The 18,323-nt window shown below is 63.5% G+C and carries 14 protein-coding genes; all 14 read left to right on the top strand.

Annotation, left to right across the window (positions count from 1 at the left end):
- Positions 1-11: 11 nt before the first annotated feature.
- The 14 genes from ACVJNE_RS12690 to ACVJNE_RS12625 all read left to right on the top strand — a co-directional run bounded on the left by ACVJNE_RS12690 (position 12) and on the right by ACVJNE_RS12625 (position 18,293).
- Positions 12-3,914: a baseplate multidomain protein megatron gene (locus ACVJNE_RS12690; protein WP_499566038.1), complete on the top strand. Its 3,903-nt coding sequence runs from the start codon at positions 12-14 to the stop codon at positions 3,912-3,914.
- Positions 3,915-3,954: 40 nt separating this feature from the next.
- On the top strand, positions 3,955-4,161 hold the full coding sequence (locus ACVJNE_RS12685) for a hypothetical protein (RefSeq protein ID WP_444725165.1): 207 nt from the start codon (positions 3,955-3,957) through the stop codon (positions 4,159-4,161).
- Positions 4,162-4,219: 58 nt separating this feature from the next.
- Positions 4,220-4,528, top strand: coding sequence for a hypothetical protein (locus ACVJNE_RS12680; protein WP_499566036.1), 309 nt, complete (start codon positions 4,220-4,222; stop codon positions 4,526-4,528).
- A gap of 84 nt (positions 4,529-4,612) precedes the next feature.
- On the top strand, positions 4,613-5,278 hold the full coding sequence (locus tag ACVJNE_RS12675; RefSeq protein ID WP_421929257.1) for a response regulator transcription factor: 666 nt from the start codon (positions 4,613-4,615) through the stop codon (positions 5,276-5,278).
- A gap of 39 nt (positions 5,279-5,317) precedes the next feature.
- Positions 5,318-6,700: an ATP-binding protein gene (locus ACVJNE_RS12670; RefSeq protein ID WP_499566034.1), complete on the top strand. Its 1,383-nt coding sequence runs from the start codon at positions 5,318-5,320 to the stop codon at positions 6,698-6,700.
- A gap of 114 nt (positions 6,701-6,814) precedes the next feature.
- The gene (locus ACVJNE_RS12665; RefSeq protein WP_499566032.1) at positions 6,815-7,261 is read left to right on the top strand and encodes an RT0821/Lpp0805 family surface protein; all 447 of its coding nucleotides are present in this window, start codon (positions 6,815-6,817) and stop codon (positions 7,259-7,261) included.
- Positions 7,262-7,349: 88 nt separating this feature from the next.
- Positions 7,350-8,477 carry a c-type cytochrome biogenesis protein CcmI gene (gene ccmI, locus ACVJNE_RS12660; protein ID WP_499566030.1) on the top strand — a complete coding sequence of 376 codons (1,128 nt, stop codon included), beginning with the start codon at positions 7,350-7,352 and terminating at the stop codon, positions 8,475-8,477.
- Positions 8,477-8,914 (top strand): cytochrome c maturation protein CcmE, encoded by a 438-nt coding sequence (ccmE, locus tag ACVJNE_RS12655; RefSeq protein WP_499566480.1) that lies wholly within the window; start codon positions 8,477-8,479, stop codon positions 8,912-8,914. Before ccmI ends, ccmE begins: the two co-directional genes overlap by 1 nt.
- An 18-nt stretch (positions 8,915-8,932) precedes the next feature.
- Positions 8,933-10,921, top strand: a complete 1,989-nt coding sequence (locus ACVJNE_RS12650; RefSeq protein WP_499566478.1) for a heme lyase CcmF/NrfE family subunit — start codon at positions 8,933-8,935, stop codon at positions 10,919-10,921.
- Complete coding sequence (locus ACVJNE_RS12645) at positions 10,922-11,380, top strand: cytochrome c-type biogenesis protein (protein WP_499566028.1); 459 nt, start codon at positions 10,922-10,924, stop codon at positions 11,378-11,380.
- Positions 11,381-11,521: 141 nt separating this feature from the next.
- The gene (locus tag ACVJNE_RS12640) at positions 11,522-13,072 is read left to right on the top strand and encodes a Do family serine endopeptidase (protein WP_499566026.1); all 1,551 of its coding nucleotides are present in this window, start codon (positions 11,522-11,524) and stop codon (positions 13,070-13,072) included.
- Between the two features lie 166 nt (positions 13,073-13,238).
- On the top strand, positions 13,239-13,913 hold the full coding sequence (locus ACVJNE_RS12635; RefSeq protein ID WP_173190302.1) for a response regulator transcription factor: 675 nt from the start codon (positions 13,239-13,241) through the stop codon (positions 13,911-13,913).
- A gap of 22 nt (positions 13,914-13,935) precedes the next feature.
- Complete coding sequence (locus ACVJNE_RS12630; RefSeq protein ID WP_499566476.1) at positions 13,936-15,345, top strand: sensor histidine kinase; 1,410 nt, start codon at positions 13,936-13,938, stop codon at positions 15,343-15,345.
- Positions 15,342-18,293: a bifunctional [glutamine synthetase] adenylyltransferase/[glutamine synthetase]-adenylyl-L-tyrosine phosphorylase gene (locus ACVJNE_RS12625; protein WP_499566024.1), complete on the top strand. Its 2,952-nt coding sequence runs from the start codon at positions 15,342-15,344 to the stop codon at positions 18,291-18,293. Before ACVJNE_RS12630 ends, ACVJNE_RS12625 begins: the two co-directional genes overlap by 4 nt.
- Positions 18,294-18,323: the final 30 nt, after the last annotated feature.

Raw genomic sequence — 18,323 nt, 5'->3', positions numbered from 1 at the left:
GCATCTCGACCATGGCGACTATTGTCCTTCAGGCTGCCGGAGCTTTTCTCGGCGGCATTCTCGGCCCTGTTGGCGCGGCGCTCGGTTCCGCCGCCGGCGCTATGGCCGGCTATATGCTCGATCGCAGCCTGTTACAGAGCTTCCAGCATGTGGAAGGTCCGCGCCTGAGTTCGATGCGCCCGTTCATGGCCGAGGAAGGCGCGCCGGTCGCGCGCGTTTACGGCACGGTACGAACCGGCGGCAACGTCATCTGGGCAACGCGCTTCGAGGAAAGCAGCCAGTCGAGGCGCGAGGGCGCGAAGGGCGGACCGAAAGTCACCACCTATTCCTATTTCGCCAATGTGGCGTTTGCGCTGTGCGAGGGAGAGATCAGCGGCGTGCGCCGCATATGGGCGGACGGGAAGGAACTGGACCTCGAGCAGATTACGATGCGCGTCTATCGAGGTGGCGAGGACCAGCCCGTCGATCCGCTGGTTGCCGCCAAGCAGGGAGAGGGCAATGCGCCCGCCTATCGCGGCATGGCCTATGTGGTCTTCGAGCGGTTTCCGCTCTCGGAGTACGGCAATCGCATTCCACAATTCCAGTTTGAGGTGATGCGGGCGACGGGTTGGTTGAACGACAAGGTAAAAGCGGTCGTGCTGCTGCCCGGTTCAACGGAATACGGCCTGCTGCCGCGCGCTGTCACCCGCACCCCTCGGCCGGGCGTGACCGAGCAGATCAACAGGAACATGCTTCACCGGGCATCGGATCTCGTCGCGTCGCTCGACGAGCTGCAGGCGCTTTGCCCGAACCTTGAGGAGATCGCCATCGTCGTCACCTGGTTCGGCGACGACCTGCGTGCGGGCGCCTGCAAGGTGCGGCCGGGGGTGATGCACGGCGATCCTTCCGGCTATTCGGAACCGTGGAACGTCGGAGGCACAACGCGCGCCGGCGCGGCCACGGTCAGCACCGTGGACGAACACGCGTCGTTTGGGGGAACGCCCTCCGATCGCTCCGTCATTGAGTGCATCGGGGAGATCAGGAACCGCGGCCTGCGGGCGACGCTCTATCCGTTTGTCATGATGGACGTACCGCCGGACAACGTCCTTCCGAATCCCTATGGTGGTGAAAGCCAGCCGGCGTTCCCCTGGCGCGGGCGCATTACCTGCGATCCGGCGCCCGGAACCGAGGGAAGCGTGGACAAGACCGCAACAGCCCGCGCGCAAGTGGACGCGTTTTGCGGGGACGCCGCCGTCGACGACTTTTCCATCAATGGCGGTGCGTTGGCCTATGCGGGCGACAGCGGCGACTGGGGCTATCGACGGCTAATCCTGCATTACGCGCATCTCGCGGTTGCCGCCGGCGGGATCGACGGCTTTCTCCTCGGATCGGAAATGCGCGGGCTGACGACGCTGCGCGACGAGGTAAATGCGTTTCCTTTCGTGGAAGCGCTTTGCCAATTGGCCGGGGAGGTGCGGGATTTGCTGGGTCTGGAGGCGGCCATCACCTACGGGGCCGACTGGTCGGAATACTTCGGCCACCAGCCGGCCGACGGGTCCGGCGACGTTTTCTTCCACCTTGATACGCTTTGGTCGCATTCTGCCATAACCGCGGTGGGCATGGACAACTACATGCCGCTCTCCGACTGGCGCGACGAGGACTACGCCGGAGGCAATCCCGACGGGTTCCGCAGCCCGTACGATGCGGACGGGTTGCGCGGGCAGATCGCCTCCGGGGAAGGATATGACTGGTATTATGCCAGCAATGCTGGCCGTGCCGACCGACACCGGTCGCCGATTACAGATGGTGCTTACGGAAAACCCTGGGTCTTCCGGTTCAAGGACATCAGGTCGTGGTGGGAGAACCATCACTACAACCGGATCGGCGGCGTCGAAGCGGGCGTGCCGACGGACTGGGTACCGGGTTCGAAACCTGTCTGGTTCACGGAAATAGGGTGTCCAGCGGTCGACAAGGGGCCGAACCAACCGAACGTGTTTCCCGACGCATTGTCGTCAGAGGCGGCGTTGCCGCATTTCTCATCGGGCGGGCGTTCGGATGACGCTCAACGGCAGTTCCTGTTGGCGCATCTCGACCACTGGAACCCGGCCAGCGCCGTCTTCGATTCGGTACAGAATCCTCTCTCGCCGATCTATGGCGGCCGGATGGTCGATGCGGATCGGCTGTATATCTGGGCCTGGGACGCGCGTCCTTTTCCTGCGTTTCCGGCGCATTCGGCGCTCTGGAAGGATGCGATCAACTGGCACAAGGGGCACTGGCTGAATGGCCGGCTCTCGGGCATTGCCCTGAGCGATCTGGTTCGGGCAATCCTGGCCGATCACGGTTTCACCAATGTCGACGCGACGCGCGTGAGTGGTACGCTTTCAGGCTACATGCTCGAGGCGCCGACCACGGCGCGCGCGGCGCTTGAACCGCTGGTGGAATTGTGCAGCCTTTCCGTGCGCGACGAGGCCGGCACAATCCGCTTTCAGGATGCGAACGCGTTCGAGGCCGATTCCGTCAAGATCACCGAGATGATCGTTGAGGAACAGGCGGCGACGCTGGAGCGCGTCCGCCTTCCCGATCGCGAGCTGGCGACGGAAGCGGAGCTCGCCTTCGCCGACCCGTTTCAGGGCTATCAGCCGGCGCTTGCGCGAGCCGCTTCGCCGGGTGCCGCCAAGGGCGGAAGCCGCGCGCTCAGCATTCCCGGATGTCTCGAGATCGGGGCCGCATCCGCTTTGCTGGACGACTGGCTGGCACGACAGCGCAATGGAAGGGAGAGTATCGCATTTTCGGTGCCACCCGGACAGGTCGACATCGCTCCGGGGACGCTTATCTCAATGGCCGACGAGACTGGCGAACGCGAGTATGTCGTAAACGAAGTGGAGATCGGCCTAAGCCGACGGGTTTCGGCACGGCAGGTCGTACGCTCCGCGCCGACGCCGTGGCATGTCACCAGCCTGGCAGGTGCCGACACGCGTCCGTCCGTTCCCGGGGCGCCCTATGTGATTCTGCTGGATTTGCCGATGTTGCCGGGTAGCACCACACCGGAAGACCAGTTCCGTGTTGCCGCCTACGCTTCCCCGTGGCGAACCCAGGCAGCTTATGCCTCACCGGAGGAAACCGGTTTCGCCCTTACCGCCAGCATCGCCGCCCAGGCGACCATCGGCGAACTGGTGGAGGCGAAGGGGCAGGGGCCGGAAGGAAGACTGGACCATCAAGGGTCGATCACTGTCGCCTTGTTCGATGGCGCGATGGCTAGCGTACCGACCCTTCAGCTTCTCAACGGCGCAAACATGGCCGCCATCCGCGCCGACAACGGCGTTTGGGAAATCATCCAGTTCGGCGATGCGGAAGAAATAGCGCCATCGGTCTGGCGGCTGACCAGGCTGCTGCGCGGCCAGCAGGGAACCGGAGATGCGCTGGCTGCCGGCGTCTCCGCGGGCGCCCCGTTTGTTCTGCTGGACCACGCCGTCGTCAAGGCCGGTCTGCCGCCCGAGCACGCGGGGCTCGCCCTGAACTGGATGGTCGGACCAAGCGGCCAGGACTTTGGCGGGCCGACGCATGTCGGACTGGCAACGGCAGGCGGCATCAGGGCGCGGTTGCCTCTGGCACCGGTGCATCTGCGCCTTGCCAGGCAATCCGGTGGCGATGCAATCGTCACATGGACAAGACGCGGCCGGATCGATGCCGATAGCTGGCTGTCCGAGGAGATACCGCTGGGCGAGGAATACGAACGCTACCGTGTCGAGGTGCGGGACGCGGGTGGTGCAATGGTTCGCACGGCAGAAACGGCTGCCGCGAACTGGACTTACGACGCGGCGTGGATCGCTTCCGATCTTCCAGCCCTGCCGGCGGGCATCGAAATCACCGTCCGGCAGATCAGCGCTACGGCCGGGGCAGGAATGCCGGTGACCCGGGCGTTCCTGATTTCGTGAACCGGCTCGCAATAATCGCAATCAACAAGGAGAGTAGTGCATGGAAATCCGCAAACCGTGGTATCTTTCACGAACGATCTGGGCCGCGCTCGTAATGGTTGGCGCGACGACGGCTGGTGCATTCGGGGTCTCGGTCGAGGAAGGCGAGACGCAGGCGATCGTCGACGCAATCCTGCAGGCCGTCGCCGCCGTCGCCGGGGTTGCCGCCATCTTCGGGCGACTGGCTGCGACCACCCGGATCGACTGAGCGGGCCATATAGCAATTGTTCATTCCGTGTTCAGCCGCGTTGGGTTAGAAACACGCCATGACCCAGTTCCGAACCCTTCTGCGTAAAGCGGCCATCGGCATTTCGATGGCAGGCATGTTCGCATCCTCCGTTGTGGCGGCACCCCTTGCGGTGCCGTCAGTGCCGGGCGCGCCCAACCTGGTTGTTCCGGTTGCGGGCGACTGCTACGCCATCGGAATGCAACAGGCAGCCCAGGTAGGCGGCCAGCTTGCCCGGGCCACGCCGGAGGTGCGCGGAGGCCAGCAGGTCTGCGTGATCGTGGTGCTGATGCCGGCGCGGGATGGCCAGCGCCCGCGGCGCAATGAGATCGTCGTGCCGATGGGCTGAAGACAGAAGCCGGCAGCCACTTTGCCGGTATGCCCGAATCCGGCAATATCCGCCGAGGGTCAATTTTATCCGACAGGAAACCCCATGCGCATACTCGTGGTCGAGGACGACAAGGACCTGAACAGGCAGATCGCCGACGCGCTGACCGATTCCGGCTATGTGGTCGATCGCGCCTACGACGGCGAGGAAGGGCATTTCCTTGGCGATACCGAGCCCTACGATGCAGTGGTACTGGATATTGGGCTGCCGCAGATGGACGGCATCAGCGTGGTCGAGCGCTGGCGGCGCGACGGCCGCAAGATGCCGGTTCTGATCCTGACGGCGCGTGACCGCTGGAGTGACAAGGTTTCCGGCATCGACGCAGGCGCCGACGACTACGTGACCAAACCTTTCCACATAGAGGAGGTGCTGGCGCGGCTGCGCGCGCTCATACGCCGCGCTGCCGGCCATGCGTCTTCCGAACTGAGCTGCGGCCCGCTGCGTCTCGACACCAAATCCTCCAAGGCGGACGTGAATGGCGTGCCGCTCAAGCTCACGTCGCACGAGTTCCGTCTGCTCGCCTATCTGATGCATCATATGGACGAGGTGGTGTCGCGCACCGAGCTGGTCGAGCATCTATACGACCAGGATTTCGATCGCGATTCCAACACGATCGAAGTGTTTGTGGGCCGGTTGCGCAAGAAGATGGGTGTCGATCTCATCGAAACGGTGCGTGGCATGGGCTATCGCATGCGCGAGGCGCAGGATTGACCGGCGCGCGCGAGCGCAAGACCTGATCGGCGGGCGGCGATGTCATCGCTGAGACGCCGGTTCAACTCCCTTACGTTTCGAGTTGTCGCCTTCTCGACTCTTTGGGCCGTGGTGGCGCTCGTTGTCATCTCGACGGTGATCTCCTCACTTTTCCGGCAGGTCAGCGAACGTGGCTTCGAAAGCCTGCTGACGGCGCATCTCTTCAATCTCATCAGCTCCGTGGGCGTTGGCGATGGCGGCAGGCTGGAGGGAACGCCCAATCTGGGCGATCTGCGATTCACGGTGCCGCAATCGGGGTGGTACTGGTCGGTCGAGCCGGTGTCGGGCGTCAGCGGTCAGCTCAGCTCGCTGTCGCTGACGAAGCCGGTTCCGTCACCGCCTTCGACCGAAGTGCCGTTCAGCAGCGAGTTCCAGCGCAGCTATGTCACCAACGGGCTGGGAGGTGAGACGATCGAGGTGTTCGAGAGCGAGTTCGTGCTCGACGGTGACAACAGCATCGCCCGCTTCCGCGTGATGGGTAATCGCACCGAACTTGAAGCCGACATCTCCGATTTCGAACATCGCCTATACCTTTACCTGACGATCTTCGGCGCCGGCATGATTGCAATCAACGCGCTTGCCATCATCGTCGGTCTCGATCCGTTGCGGCGTGTGAGCCGATCGCTGGCCGAGATCAGGGCTGGCGCGGCGCAGAGGCTCGACGGCAACTTTCCGGTCGAAATCGCGCCTCTTGCCAACGAGACGAACGAACTCATCGACAGCAACCGGCGCATCGTCGAGCGATCGCGGACGCAGGTGGGTAACCTCGCGCACTCTCTGAAAACACCTCTGGCCGTGCTGACGAATGAGGCGCGTGCCATCGGCGGCGCGAAAGGTGGGCTGATCGCGGACCAGGCCGCTTCCATGCGCCAGCAGGTCGAGCACTATCTCCAACGGGCCCGGATGGCCGCGCAGCGCGACACGATCGTTTTCCGTACGCCGGTAAAAGCGACACTTGAGCGAATGGTCCGTGTCGTGGGCAAGCTCAACCCGCAGACGCGGCTGTTGACACACTTTCCGCAAGACGAGCTCGTATTCGCAGGCGAGCGAGAGGATCTCGAGGAGATTGTCGGAAATCTACTTGAGAATGCCATGAAATGGGGTCGGAAGACGGTTTCCATTGGCCTGGAGGCGACGCCGGAAGAAGGCCAGCATCGCAGCTTCAGCCTGATCGTCGAGGATGACGGGCCTGGCATTCCAGAGGAGAAGACCCGCGACGCCCTGATACGCGGGCGGCGCCTGGACGAAACGAAACCGGGCACGGGACTTGGTCTCGCCATCGTCGCTGATTTGGTCAAGGAGTATGGTGGCAGCCTTCATCTGTCCCGCTCGGAGCTGGGCGGGCTCAAGGTGTCGGTGATGCTGCGCCGTGCCCAGGAATGATGCTTAAATTGCCGTCGTGCCATTTATGCGCCAAAGTCGCAGGCAAGAAGGCTTGAACTGAGGGCCGGCAGGGCAGATCTACCTGCCGGCGATAGCGGAAAGGCGTTCAAGATTATGGGCTGGAAGACTGGCTTTGCAGGCCTGTTGGCGATGGCAGTTCTGTCGGCATGCTCGACGACGGGCGGCGGCTCCGGTTCGGTCGTGCAGGCCTTTGCAGAGGATAGCCGACCCGCCGAGAAACCTGTTGCCGCTGCAATCGTGGACGCCATGGGCGGTGGGTTGATCGGCGGCCAGATCGGTACAAACCTTGACCAGAGAGAGCGCCGCCGCGCGCTGGAAGCGGAATACAAGGCGCTGGAATACACGCCTGCCGGACAGGCCGTTGCATGGGGCAAGGAAGGTGGGCGCCGCTTCGGCGAGGTCGTCGCCGGTTCGCCCTATCGTGTCGGCTCTCAGGATTGTCGACAGTATGTCCATACCGTCACCGTCGGCGGGCAGGCGAATTCCGCGCGCGGGACAGCGTGCCGCAATCCGAACGGAAGCTGGACGCCGCTCGCGTAGGCTGTTGCGGACGCAGGAACCGATAGTCGCCAAAAAGCCGCACGTGCCGGTCATTGGCTTGCCGTGATGCAGCGGGTATCTGGGGTTCATGCTGTTCTGGATCGTTGCCGCACTTCTGACGCTGCTCGCCTGCCTGGCGATTCTCGTGCCGATGGTGCGCGTGAAGGGACACGCGAGCGCGGACGCGGATCACGACCTTGCGGTGTACCGGGACCAGCTCGCCGAGCTTGAGCGTGATGTTGGCCGTGGCGTGATCGGCGAGACCGAAGCGGAACAGGCCAGAGCCGAGATCGGCCGCCGCATACTGCGGATTGCAGGCGAGGGGCGGGGCACCGGCTCTTCGAAAAGTTCGAGAACAGGTCGAACGGTTGCTACGCTCGCTATCCTCGCGGTGCCGCTGGCGAGTTGGGGTATCTACGCGGTTACCGGCTCGCCGGAGCTGCCGGGGCAGCCGCTGCAGGAGCGGCTCACCGCCAATCCCGCCGAAAACAGCATAGAGGAGCTGGTGGCGCGTGCGGAGGGGCATCTGACCGCCAATCCCGAGGATGGCCGGGGTTGGGACGTCCTTGCGCCAATCTACTATCGCATGGGGCGCTACAACGATTCCGTCGTCGCCTACCGCAATGCGATCCTCCTGCAGGGTTCGAGCGTAACCCGGGAGCTCGGGCTTGGTGAAGCGATCGCGGCCAATGCCGGCGGTACGATCACCGTCGAGGCGCAAGCCGCACTGGAAAGGGCCCTGGTGCTGGAGCCACAGAACCCGCAAGCGCAATTCCTGCTGGCAACCGCTCTGGCACAGGAAGGCAAATCCGCCGAAGCTTCACAGGCCTGGCGATCGATGCTTGCGGGTTTGCCGACAAACTCGCCATGGCGCGGCGCGGTGGAACAATCGATTGCCCGTCTGGGGGAGCAGCCGGCGATACCGGGACCCTCCGCAGAGGACGTCGAGGCCGCAGACTTGATGTCGGACAAAGACCGGGCTCAAATGATCGAGGATATGGTTGCAGGGCTCGACCAGCGTCTGCGCGACAATCCGCAAGACGCGGAAGGGTGGCAGCGGCTGGTGCAGTCCTATGTGGTTCTTGGCAGACTGGACGATGCACGCGACGCGCTTCAACGTGGACTTGACGCGCTGGGTCGGCCCAGTCAGCCGGCAGCGTCGCTTGAAACCTTCGCTGCCGAACGAGGCGTGACGCTGAACGGACAGGCGGAATGATGACGCGCAAACAGAAGCGACTTGCGGTGATCGGCGGGGCCATGGTCTTTCTCGCGCTGGCGTCCGGTCTGACGCTTTATGCGCTTGGCCAGAAGACTTCGTATTTCTACATGCCTGCCGAACTTGTCGCAGCGCAAATCGAGCCGGGCCAGCGGATCAGGCTCGGCGGGCTGGTCGAGAAAGGCACTGTTCTTCGCGGTGAGGGACAGGACATTTCGTTTTCGGTCACCGATCAGGTCGGTTCGGTCACGGTGGCCTATAGCGGCATCCTGCCCGATCTTTTTCGGGAGGAGCAGGGCGTCGTGACTGAGGGAACACTGCGACAGGACGGTGTCTTCGTGGCCGATAGCGTCCTTGCGAAGCATGACGAGAATTATATGCCCAAGGAAGTGGCCGACGGCCTGAAGGCCACCGGACTTTGGCAGGACGAAAACTAAGAGGGCGCGTAAACTTTGATCGTCGAAACCGGCCACTTCGCTCTTGTGCTGGCCTTTGCGCTGGCGCTGGTTCAGTTTGCCGTGCCGCTCATCGGCGGTCGCTCGGGCGATGCACGGCTGATGGCGGTGGGTGGCCCGGCAGCGATCGCGGGGTTCGCCCTGGTCGTCTTGTCGTTCGCCGCCTTGACGATCGCCTACGTGCAGTCCGACTTCTCGGTTGCGAATGTCTGGGAGAATTCCCACTCGCTGAAACCAATGCTCTACAAAGTGACCGGGGTTTGGGGCAACCACGAAGGCTCGATGCTACTGTGGGTGCTCATCCTAACCTTCTTCGGCGCACTGGTCGCCTGGTTCAGCGGCAATCTTCCCGCGACGCTTCGGGCGAACGTGCTATCGATACAGGGCCTGATCGGGGCGGCATTTCTCCTTTTCATCCTCGCCACTTCCAATCCATTTGCCCGGATCAACCCGGCTCCGATCGAGGGACGCGACCTCAATCCCATTCTGCAGGACATCGGTCTGGCGGTGCATCCGCCGTTGCTTTACCTGGGTTATGTCGGCTTTTCCGTATGCTTTTCCTTCGCGGTTGCAGCCCTCATCGAGGGCAGGATCGATGCGGCGTGGGCGCGCTGGGTTCGGCCCTGGACGCTCGCAGCCTGGATATTCCTGACCGGCGGTATCGCGATGGGCTCCTATTGGGCCTACTACGAACTGGGCTGGGGAGGATGGTGGTTCTGGGATCCCGTCGAGAACGCTTCGTTCCTGCCGTGGCTGTCGGGAACCGCGTTGCTTCATTCAGCCATCGTCATGGAAAAACGTTCGGCGTTGAAGATCTGGACGCTGCTGCTTGCGATCCTGACCTTCTCGCTGTCGTTGCTCGGTACGTTCCTCGTACGCTCCGGCGTGCTCACCTCGGTCCACGCTTTCGCGACCGACCCATCGCGTGGCCTGTTCATCCTCGCAATCCTGGTGTTCTTCATTGGCGGTTCGCTGAGTCTGTTTGCACTTCGCGCGTCGTCGCTGACGCAGGGCGGGCTTTTCCAGCCGATCTCCCGCGAGGGTGCGCTGGTCCTCAACAACCTGTTTCTGACGACGGCAACGGCAACCGTACTGATCGGCACGCTCTATCCGCTGCTTGTTGAAGCAGTGACGGGCGACAAGATTTCGGTAGGCGCACCGTTCTTCAATATGACATTCGTGCCGCTGGTCGTGCCTTTGCTACTCGCGGTACCGTTCGGGCCGCTGCTTGCCTGGAAGCGTGGCGATCTTGCTGGTGTCGCCCAGCGTCTCTTTGCAGCCGCGGGTGGTGCATTGCTGGCTATCATGATTGCGCTTTTCCTTGTTGACGGCACCGGGGTGTTGGCTGCTTTCGGCATCGGCCTGGCTGTGTGGCTGATGCTGGGTGCGTTGACCGACTTGGCGCTCAAGGCTGGCATCGGCAATGTCGGGGCGAGGATCGCAGTCCGCCGGTTTGTCGGCCTGCCGCGCTCTGTCTTTGGCACGGCCCTCGCGCATTTTGGCCTTGGCATTACAACGCTGGGCATCGTTGCCGTCACCTCGCTCGAAGTTGAAGAGATCGCAGTCATGCGTCCGGGCGACACTCTGACGGCTGCTGGATACACGCTGCGTTTCGAGGAAATTTCTCCCTACAGGGGCCCGAACTATACGGAAGATCAGGGCCGCTTTGTCTATTTCGATGCCGCTGGCCGGCGGGTCGGTGAAATCGTGTCCTCAAAGCGCTTGTACACCGCCCGCCAGATGCCGACGACGGAGGCGGGCATAGCAACACGTGGTTTCAGCCAGCTCTACGTGTCGTTGGGCGATCCGACCGCCGATGGCGGTGTGGTCGTGCGGGTGTGGTGGAAGCCGCTCGTTCTGCTGATCTGGCTTGGCGGCGTGGTCATGATGGCCGGTGGTACCGTCTCGCTTCTCGATCGTCGATTGCGTATCGGTGCCCCCAGCGGCCCGTCGCGAGCGCGTTGCCCGCCCGGCCGAGGCCGCGGCTGAATGAAGCGCTTCCTGACGACACTTATCTTTTGTGCTGCGCTGGCGATGCCGGCCTTCGCCGTGCAACCGTCCGAGGTGCTGGATGATCCGGTCCTTGAGAAGCGGGCCCGCGACCTTTCAGCCGGCTTGCGGTGCATGGTCTGCCAGAACCAGTCTATCGATGACTCCGATGCCGAACTGGCTCGCGATCTGCGCGTGCTGGTGCGCGAGCGTCTGATTGCCGGCGAGACCGACGAACAAGTGATCGATTACGTTGTTTCGCGCTACGGCGAATTTGTCCTGCTCAGGCCCCGCTTCAGCATGCGCAACGCAATGCTATGGGCTACGCCCGCAATACTGCTTCTGCTAGGCGGCGGCGCATTGATGATCTACGCCTCACGGCGGCGGCGTGTGGCGCCGTCGACCCTGAGCGACGAGGAAGAAAGCCGCCTTCGTGACATCCTGAAGGGCTCTGAATAGTCTGCCAGCGGCAGGGGCGTCGGCAATATTACCAAAGTTTCATGTGCCGGAAAGAGCGCCGTAAGGTTGGCGTTCCTATCTGTGTATCCAGCGATGCGAGCCATCCGCATCCAAGAGGATTTCACAAAGGATTCCATAGTCATGGCAAACAGCACCAATACCGGGTCGAAAACCCGCAAGCGTCTCCTGGCAACAGCAGCTTCCGTCGCTCTCGCCGGAGCGATCGGCCTCGGTGCAGTCGCGTCCGGCACCGTGCCGGTCATGGCAGAAGCCGTCCGTGTTGAGGGCGTTCAGGCACCAAGCTTCGCCGATGTCGTAGAGCAGGTCACGCCCGCTGTCGTCAGCGTGCGCGTACAGGCCAAGGTCGAGCCCGTCTCCGACCGTGGCGACGGCAACTTCTCTTTCGATATGCCGGGTTTCGAGGACCTGCCTCGCGATCATCCCCTATATCGCTTCTTCCGCGACTTCCGTGGCGATCGCGAATGGCGCAATGACGGCGGACAGCGCGGCGAGCGTTTCGACCGTCGCGAACGTCGGGAACGCGCACGTCCCGTTTCGCAGGGCTCGGGCTTCTTCATCTCGGAAGACGGTTTCCTCGTCACCAACAATCATGTCGTCGAGGGTGGTTCCACCTTCACCGTGGTAATGGATGACGGCGAGGAACTGGATGCCCGGCTTGTAGGGACCGACCCGCGAACCGACCTGGCAGTGCTCAAGGTCGAGGAAGCACGCAAATTCACCTATGTGAGCTTCGCCGATGACGAAAAGGTCCGCGTGGGCGACTGGGTCGTCGCCGTTGGCAACCCGTTCGGCCTTGGCGGCACCGTCACGGCAGGCATCGTTTCGGCTCGCGGCCGCGACATCGGCGCCGGCCCCTACGACGACTTCATCCAGATCGACGCCGCGGTCAATCGCGGCAACTCCGGTGGCCCCGCCTTCAATCTCTCGGGCCAGGTGGTCGGCATCAATACGGCAATCTTCTCCCCGTCCGGCGGCAATGTCGGTATCGCCTTTGCGATCCCCGCCTCGACCGCGCAGGACGTGGTGACGAGCCTGATGGAAAGCGGGGCCGTTCTGCGCGGATGGCTCGGCGTCCAGATTCAGCCGGTTACGCCCGAGATTGCTGAATCGATCGGCATGGAGAACGGGAAGGGCGCGCTGGTCTCCGACGCCCAGGCAGACGGCCCCGCGCGTGACGCCGGTATCCAGGCGGGCGATGTGATCACGGCGGTCAACGATCGCGAGGTTGCTTCGCCACGCGAGCTGGCGCGCATCGTTGCCAACTACGCGCCGGACACCAAGGTCGACGTGACCCTGTGGCGCGGCGGTTCCCAGCAGCAGGTGAGCGTTGAGCTCGGCAAGCTGCCAGGTGAGGACCAGCTGGCTTCGCGTGAGGCGCCCGCACCCTCGTCGAACAACACTACGCTGGAGGATTTCGGCCTCACGGTGACGCGGGCCGAGGAAGGCGATGGACTGGTCGTGACCGATGTCGAGGCTGGCAGCGCGGCTGCCGATCGCGGCATCCAGGCCGGAGACGTGATCGTCAGCGTCAATTCCATGGCGGTCAGCAATTCCGACGACGTCGCCAAGGCGGTGGCGGAAGCGGAGGGGGCCGGCCGCAAGGCTGTCCTCGTGCAGATCAGTCGCGATGAAGGCAATCGCTTCGTGGCGCTTCCCATTACCAGCGGCTGACGTCGTTCTCGTTCCGGCAGGCACATGTCCCCCGCCTGCCGGAAAGGGACCTTGGAGCCCCAAGCCTGCGTCTGGTTTTGGCAACGGGGTTCCGGCGGCGACGGTCTTGAAGGGCCGTCGCCGCTTCGCCGTCTCGCCACGCCGTGTTTTTGCGTATAGTCGGCCCATGAAGATTCTTGTTATCGAAGACGACCGCGAAGCTGCCGAGTATCTTGAGAAGGCCCTCGGCGAGGCCGGTCACAACGCCCATGTCGCCGGCGACGGCGAAACCGGGTACACGCTCGCAGGCGACGGTGACTATGACGTGCTCGTGGTCGACCGGATGCTGCCGAAACGCGACGGGCTTTCCGTAATTGCAGGGTTGCGCGCACGCGGCGTGGAAACGCCCGTACTGATCCTCTCGGCACTGGGTGAGGTCGATGACCGTGTCACCGGCCTGCGTGCCGGCGGGGACGACTATCTAACCAAGCCCTATGCGTTCAGCGAGCTTCTGGCGCGCATAGAGGTGCTCAGCCGTCGCGCCGGCACCAAGGACGTGGAAACCGTTTATCGGGCGGGTGATCTGGAGCTCGACCGCCTGTCCCACACCGTCAAGCGCGCGGGCAAGGAGATCGTTCTCCAGCCGCGTGAGTTTCGCCTGCTCGAATATCTGATGCGCCACGCGGGTCGCGTCGTCACGCGCACCATGCTGCTTGAGAATGTCTGGGACTATCATTTCGACCCGCAGACAAACGTCATCGACGTGCACGTGTCCCGCTTGCGCTCCAAGATAGAGAAGGGCTTCGACGCCCCTGTCCTGCATACGATCCGCGGCGCTGGCTACATGCTGAAGGCGGGATGACGTGGCGGCATTGACCGCGATCATGAAGACCACGGCGGCGCGGCTTTCCGCGCTGTTTCTTGTCCTGTTCGCGCTCTGTGCGACTGTGCTGGTCTTCTACATGTCGTCGCTGTCGGTGCGCATGCTGACGACGCAGACGCAGGAAACGGTCGCCGCCGAAGCGCAGGTGCTCGGGCGCGCCTATCAGCGCGGCGGACTTCCTCTGCTGGTCCGTTTCGTTGAGACGCGCTCGCGCCAGCCGGGCGCAAACCTCTATCTGGTGGCCGATCCCAACGGGCGCATTCTTTCCGGCAACGTTGAAAGCCTGGACCCCGGCGTGCTCGAAACGGATGGGTGGACGGAGCAGGCATTCGAATATCGCCGGTTCGGCGTAAGGGGCACCGCTAACGGCGACGATCCCGTAGGTACTTCGCGGCTCGCGCACCGCGCGGTCGCGCTGGTGCTTCGCCTCCCCAACCAGATGATCCTTTTGGTGGGTCGCGATCTTGGCGAACCGGAGATCGTACGCGACATTATCAATCGCGCACTGATCGTTGCCTTTGGCATGATGGGCGTCGGCGCCCTGCTGATCTGGTTCTTCGTCGGCCGCCGCGCCCTGAAGCGCATTGATAACGTGTCTGAGGCGAGCCGCCGCATCATGGGCGGCGATCTGTCCGGTCGCCTGCCGGTGACCGGTTCCGGCGACGAGTTCGACCGGCTTTCCGAAAACCTGAATAGGATGCTGGCACGCATCGCCAAGCTCAACGACGGGCTTAAGCAGGTTTCCGACAACATCGCCCACGATCTGAAGACACCGCTGACCCGGCTTCGCAACAGGGCTGAGGCAACGCTGTCAGGCAAGAAGACCGCCACCGAATATCGCGAGGCGCTTGAGGCAAACATAGCGGAGTCCGATCATCTGATCCGTACCTTCAACGCCATCCTGATGATCTCCCGGCTCGAGGCGGGCTATTCTGCGGAGCAGACCGGGCCGGTCGATCTGGCCGAGATTGTTGCAGATGTGGTCGAGCTCTACGAGCCGGTAGCCGAGGAGCAGGGTGTCATCCTCGAAGCAACGGTACCGAGTGCCGCGATCGTTCCGGCCAACCGCGAGCTCGTAGCGCAGGCTCTTTCCAACATTGTCGACAACGCGATCAAATATTCCGCCGGCAGCGGGGATGCGCCCAAGGTGGTGGTTTCACTGCTTCGCGAGGCCAACAGCGTGGTCATGGAGGCTGCCGACAACGGGCCGGGCATCGGGGAGGACGATCGTGAGCGGGTCACCGAACGGTTCGTGCGGCTGGAGCAAAGCCGGTCGCAGCCCGGATCCGGGCTTGGGCTGAGCCTCGCCAAGGCGGTGATGAAATTTCACGGCGGCGGGCTTGAACTTTCAGGCAGAAACCCCGGACTATCGGTGCGGATGGTCTTTCCGGGGGATTCGCGTAAGGCATGAGCAAGATCGACACAGGCGAAGCATGGTTCGGCGCGCCCGTTGCAGCGCTTCAACCGCTAGACCCCGACAATGCCGCCGCCGAGCTGCGCGATCTCGCCGAGACAGCCGACGAACATGGCCTGAAACGACTGACGAAGCTGGCGGCGGCACAGAGTCCGCTCGCTTCGTTTCTCGGAACTGTCTTCGACCTGTCGCCCTTCATGCGCGACTGTGCTCGTCGCCGGCCTGAGGCGCTGGATGCGTTGTTCGACCAGCCGCTGGACGAACGCCTCGATGCAGTTATCGACCGCATCGGTGGCCTGGGCCGTGCCGAGGATCAGAGCGAATCCGGCTTGATGGCCGAGCTGCGCGGCCTGAAGGGAGAGGCGCATTTCCTCATCGCGCTGGCCGACCTTGCGGGTGCAGCGGACGCGCAGATGACCGTGCAGCGGCTCAGCCGGCTGGCCGATAGCTGCGTTTCGGCAGCGGTCGACTTCCTGCTTTGCGATGCGCACCGCGCCGGCAAGATCGCGCTGCCGGACCCTGCCAAGCCGGGCGTCGGCTCTGGCTGGATTGTGCTCGGCATGGGCAAGCTTGGCGCGCACGAACTGAATTTCTCGTCGGACATCGACCTGATCGTGTTCTTCGAGCCACAAAGTGCGGCCATCGCCGATCCCCTTGAGGCAACGGATCTCTTTTCGCGCCTCACGCGCCGGCTCGTGCGCACCCTGCAGGACCGCACCGAGCACGGCTACGTCTTCCGCACCGATCTGCGCCTGCGTCCCGATCCCGGCTCTACGCCGCTGGCGATCCCGGTCGAGGCTGCGCTTCACTATTACGAAAGCCGTGGCCAGAACTGGGAGCGCGCCGCGATGATCAAGGCGCGTCCGGTGGCGGGTGACCTGAAGGCCGGTGCCGCTGTCCTCAAGGAGCTGACCCCTTACATCTGGCGCAAGTATATGGATTTTGCGGCCATTGCCGATGTCCATTCCATCAAACGCCAAATCCATGCTCACAAGGGTCATGGCGAAGTGGCGGTGAGGGGCCACAACGTGAAGCTCGGGCGCGGCGGCATCCGCGAGATCGAGTTTTTCGTGCAGACCCAGCAACTCATTGCAGGCGGCCGCTTCCACGAGCTGCGCGGCCGCGAAACGGTGGCGATGCTTGGCGAGTTGGCTGCGCGCGGCTGGATCACGTCGGAGGTGCGCGATGCGATGGCCGCGCAATACTGGTTCCTGCGCGATGTCGAGCACGCGATCCAGATGGTGGCCGACGAACAGACCCATAACCTGCCGGAAGACGACGAGGGGCTCGAGCGCATCGCGCATATGCTGGGCTTCGAGGATGCCGAGGCGTTTTCGGCAAAGTTCCGGGGCTCGCTCCATCTTGTGGAGAAGCATTACGCAGCTTTGTTCGAGACAGCGCCGGAACTGTCGCGCGGCGTTGGCAATCTGGTCTTCACCGGCGATGTCGATGATCCGGGTACGCTGGAAACGCTCCACGAACTCGGCTTCTCCCGGCCGAGCGACATCTGTCGCGTCATTCGCACCTGGCATTTCGGCCGCTACCGCGCCACTCAATCTGCCGAGGCGCGCGAACGTTTGACCGAGCTGACGCCGGCATTGCTGGAAACCTTCGGGCGAACCAGGCGCGCCGACGAGGCGTTACTGCGCTTCGACGAGTTTCTCTCCGGCCTGCCCGCCGGCATCCAGCTCTTTTCGCTGCTGCAGTCGAACCCCGCCTTGCTCGATCTGATCGCGACGATCATGGGGGCGGCCCCCCGGCTTGCCGCCATCATCACGCGCAGGCCGCATGTGTTTGACGGACTGCTCGACCCGGGACTGATGTCGGAGCTGCCCAACAAGGCCTACCTGGCGAGCCGGCTCGAGGCTTTCCTGCAAGGCGCCGACCTGCACGAGGAAAAGCTCGACCGGCTGCGCATCTTCGCTGCCGAGCAGAAATTCCTGATCGGCGTGCGTCTGCTGACCGGTGCGATCGACGCGGTGCGCGCCGGCAAGGCGTTCTCGGATCTTGCCGACCTCTCCATCGGCGCGGCGCTGGAGGCGGTGAAGGACGAGTTCGCTGTGCGGCACGGGCACGTGTCAGGCGGGCAGGTGGCAATCCTCGGCATGGGCAAGCTGGGCAGCCGTGAACTCACGGCAGGCTCTGATGTCGACCTGATCCTTCTTTACGATCACGACCCGAAAGCCGACGAGTCGGACGGCGAGAAGGGCATGGCGCCTTCGCACTACTACGCACGGCTGACGCAACGGCTTATCGCAGCCGTTTCCGCACCGACAGCGGAAGGCGTGCTCTATGAACTTGATCTGCGCCTGCGCCCCTCTGGCAACAAGGGGCCGGTTGCCACCCATATCGAGGCCTTCCGGAAATACCAGCGCGAAGAGGCATGGACCTGGGAGCACATGGCTTTGACGCGCGCCCGGCCCGTAGCCGGCGATGCCGAATTCTGCGACGCTGTCGAGGCGGAGGTGGCCGAAATCCTCGACCATCCGCACGACCGGGCAAAGGTGTTTCGCGATGCCGTCGAGATGCGCGAGACGATCGCGCAGGAAAAGCCCGCGCGCGACATCTGGGATTTGAAGCTGATCCCCGGTGGCCAGATCGATCTGGAGTTCATCGCGCAATGCGCACGCCTTACGGACAACATCGAGCCCGATCGATGGCCGCCGACGTCGACCGGTGACGGTCTGGCCAGGCTGACTCCCGCCTTTTGCGATGCGCAGACGCGTGAGGAGTTGCAGGCGGCCTATGGGCTCTACCTGTCGCTGACGCAGATCATCCGGCTTTGCCTGACAGGTCCGTTCGAGCCCGAAGATGTGCCGCCGGGTCTTGCCGATCTGCTCCTGCGTAGCACTGATCTTCCTGAACTTTCAGTGCTGGAAGCGCATATCAAGGAGACCTCGAAGCGCGTCGAAGGGCATTTCAGGACGCTGCTGAGCGCGGGCTGACGTAAAGAGCTCCGGCTGGCGTGCCGCTTA

Source organism: Mesorhizobium sp. DxT, assembly GCF_058448885.1.
Note: the sequence above shows the minus strand (reverse complement) of the source record. Positions and strands in the feature narration are given on the sequence as shown.

What these genes read in the sequence shown, in the direction of transcription:
- ACVJNE_RS12690 (WP_499566038.1), top strand. Translation starts at nt 12, where the DNA reads ATGGCGACTATTGTCCTTCAGGCTGCCGGAGCTTTTCTCGGCGGCATT.
- ACVJNE_RS12685 (WP_444725165.1), top strand. Translation starts at nt 3,955, where the DNA reads ATGGAAATCCGCAAACCGTGGTATCTTTCACGAACGATCTGGGCCGCG.
- ACVJNE_RS12680 (WP_499566036.1), top strand. Translation starts at nt 4,220, where the DNA reads ATGACCCAGTTCCGAACCCTTCTGCGTAAAGCGGCCATCGGCATTTCG.
- ACVJNE_RS12675 (WP_421929257.1), top strand. Translation starts at nt 4,613, where the DNA reads ATGCGCATACTCGTGGTCGAGGACGACAAGGACCTGAACAGGCAGATC.
- ACVJNE_RS12670 (WP_499566034.1), top strand. Translation starts at nt 5,318, where the DNA reads ATGTCATCGCTGAGACGCCGGTTCAACTCCCTTACGTTTCGAGTTGTC.
- ACVJNE_RS12665 (WP_499566032.1), top strand. Translation starts at nt 6,815, where the DNA reads ATGGGCTGGAAGACTGGCTTTGCAGGCCTGTTGGCGATGGCAGTTCTG.
- ccmI (WP_499566030.1), top strand. Translation starts at nt 7,350, where the DNA reads ATGCTGTTCTGGATCGTTGCCGCACTTCTGACGCTGCTCGCCTGCCTG.
- ccmE (WP_499566480.1), top strand. Translation starts at nt 8,477, where the DNA reads ATGACGCGCAAACAGAAGCGACTTGCGGTGATCGGCGGGGCCATGGTC.
- ACVJNE_RS12645 (WP_499566028.1), top strand. Translation starts at nt 10,922, where the DNA reads ATGAAGCGCTTCCTGACGACACTTATCTTTTGTGCTGCGCTGGCGATG.
- ACVJNE_RS12640 (WP_499566026.1), top strand. Translation starts at nt 11,522, where the DNA reads ATGGCAAACAGCACCAATACCGGGTCGAAAACCCGCAAGCGTCTCCTG.
- ACVJNE_RS12635 (WP_173190302.1), top strand. Translation starts at nt 13,239, where the DNA reads ATGAAGATTCTTGTTATCGAAGACGACCGCGAAGCTGCCGAGTATCTT.
- ACVJNE_RS12630 (WP_499566476.1), top strand. Translation starts at nt 13,936, where the DNA reads ATGAAGACCACGGCGGCGCGGCTTTCCGCGCTGTTTCTTGTCCTGTTC.
- ACVJNE_RS12625 (WP_499566024.1), top strand. Translation starts at nt 15,342, where the DNA reads ATGAGCAAGATCGACACAGGCGAAGCATGGTTCGGCGCGCCCGTTGCA.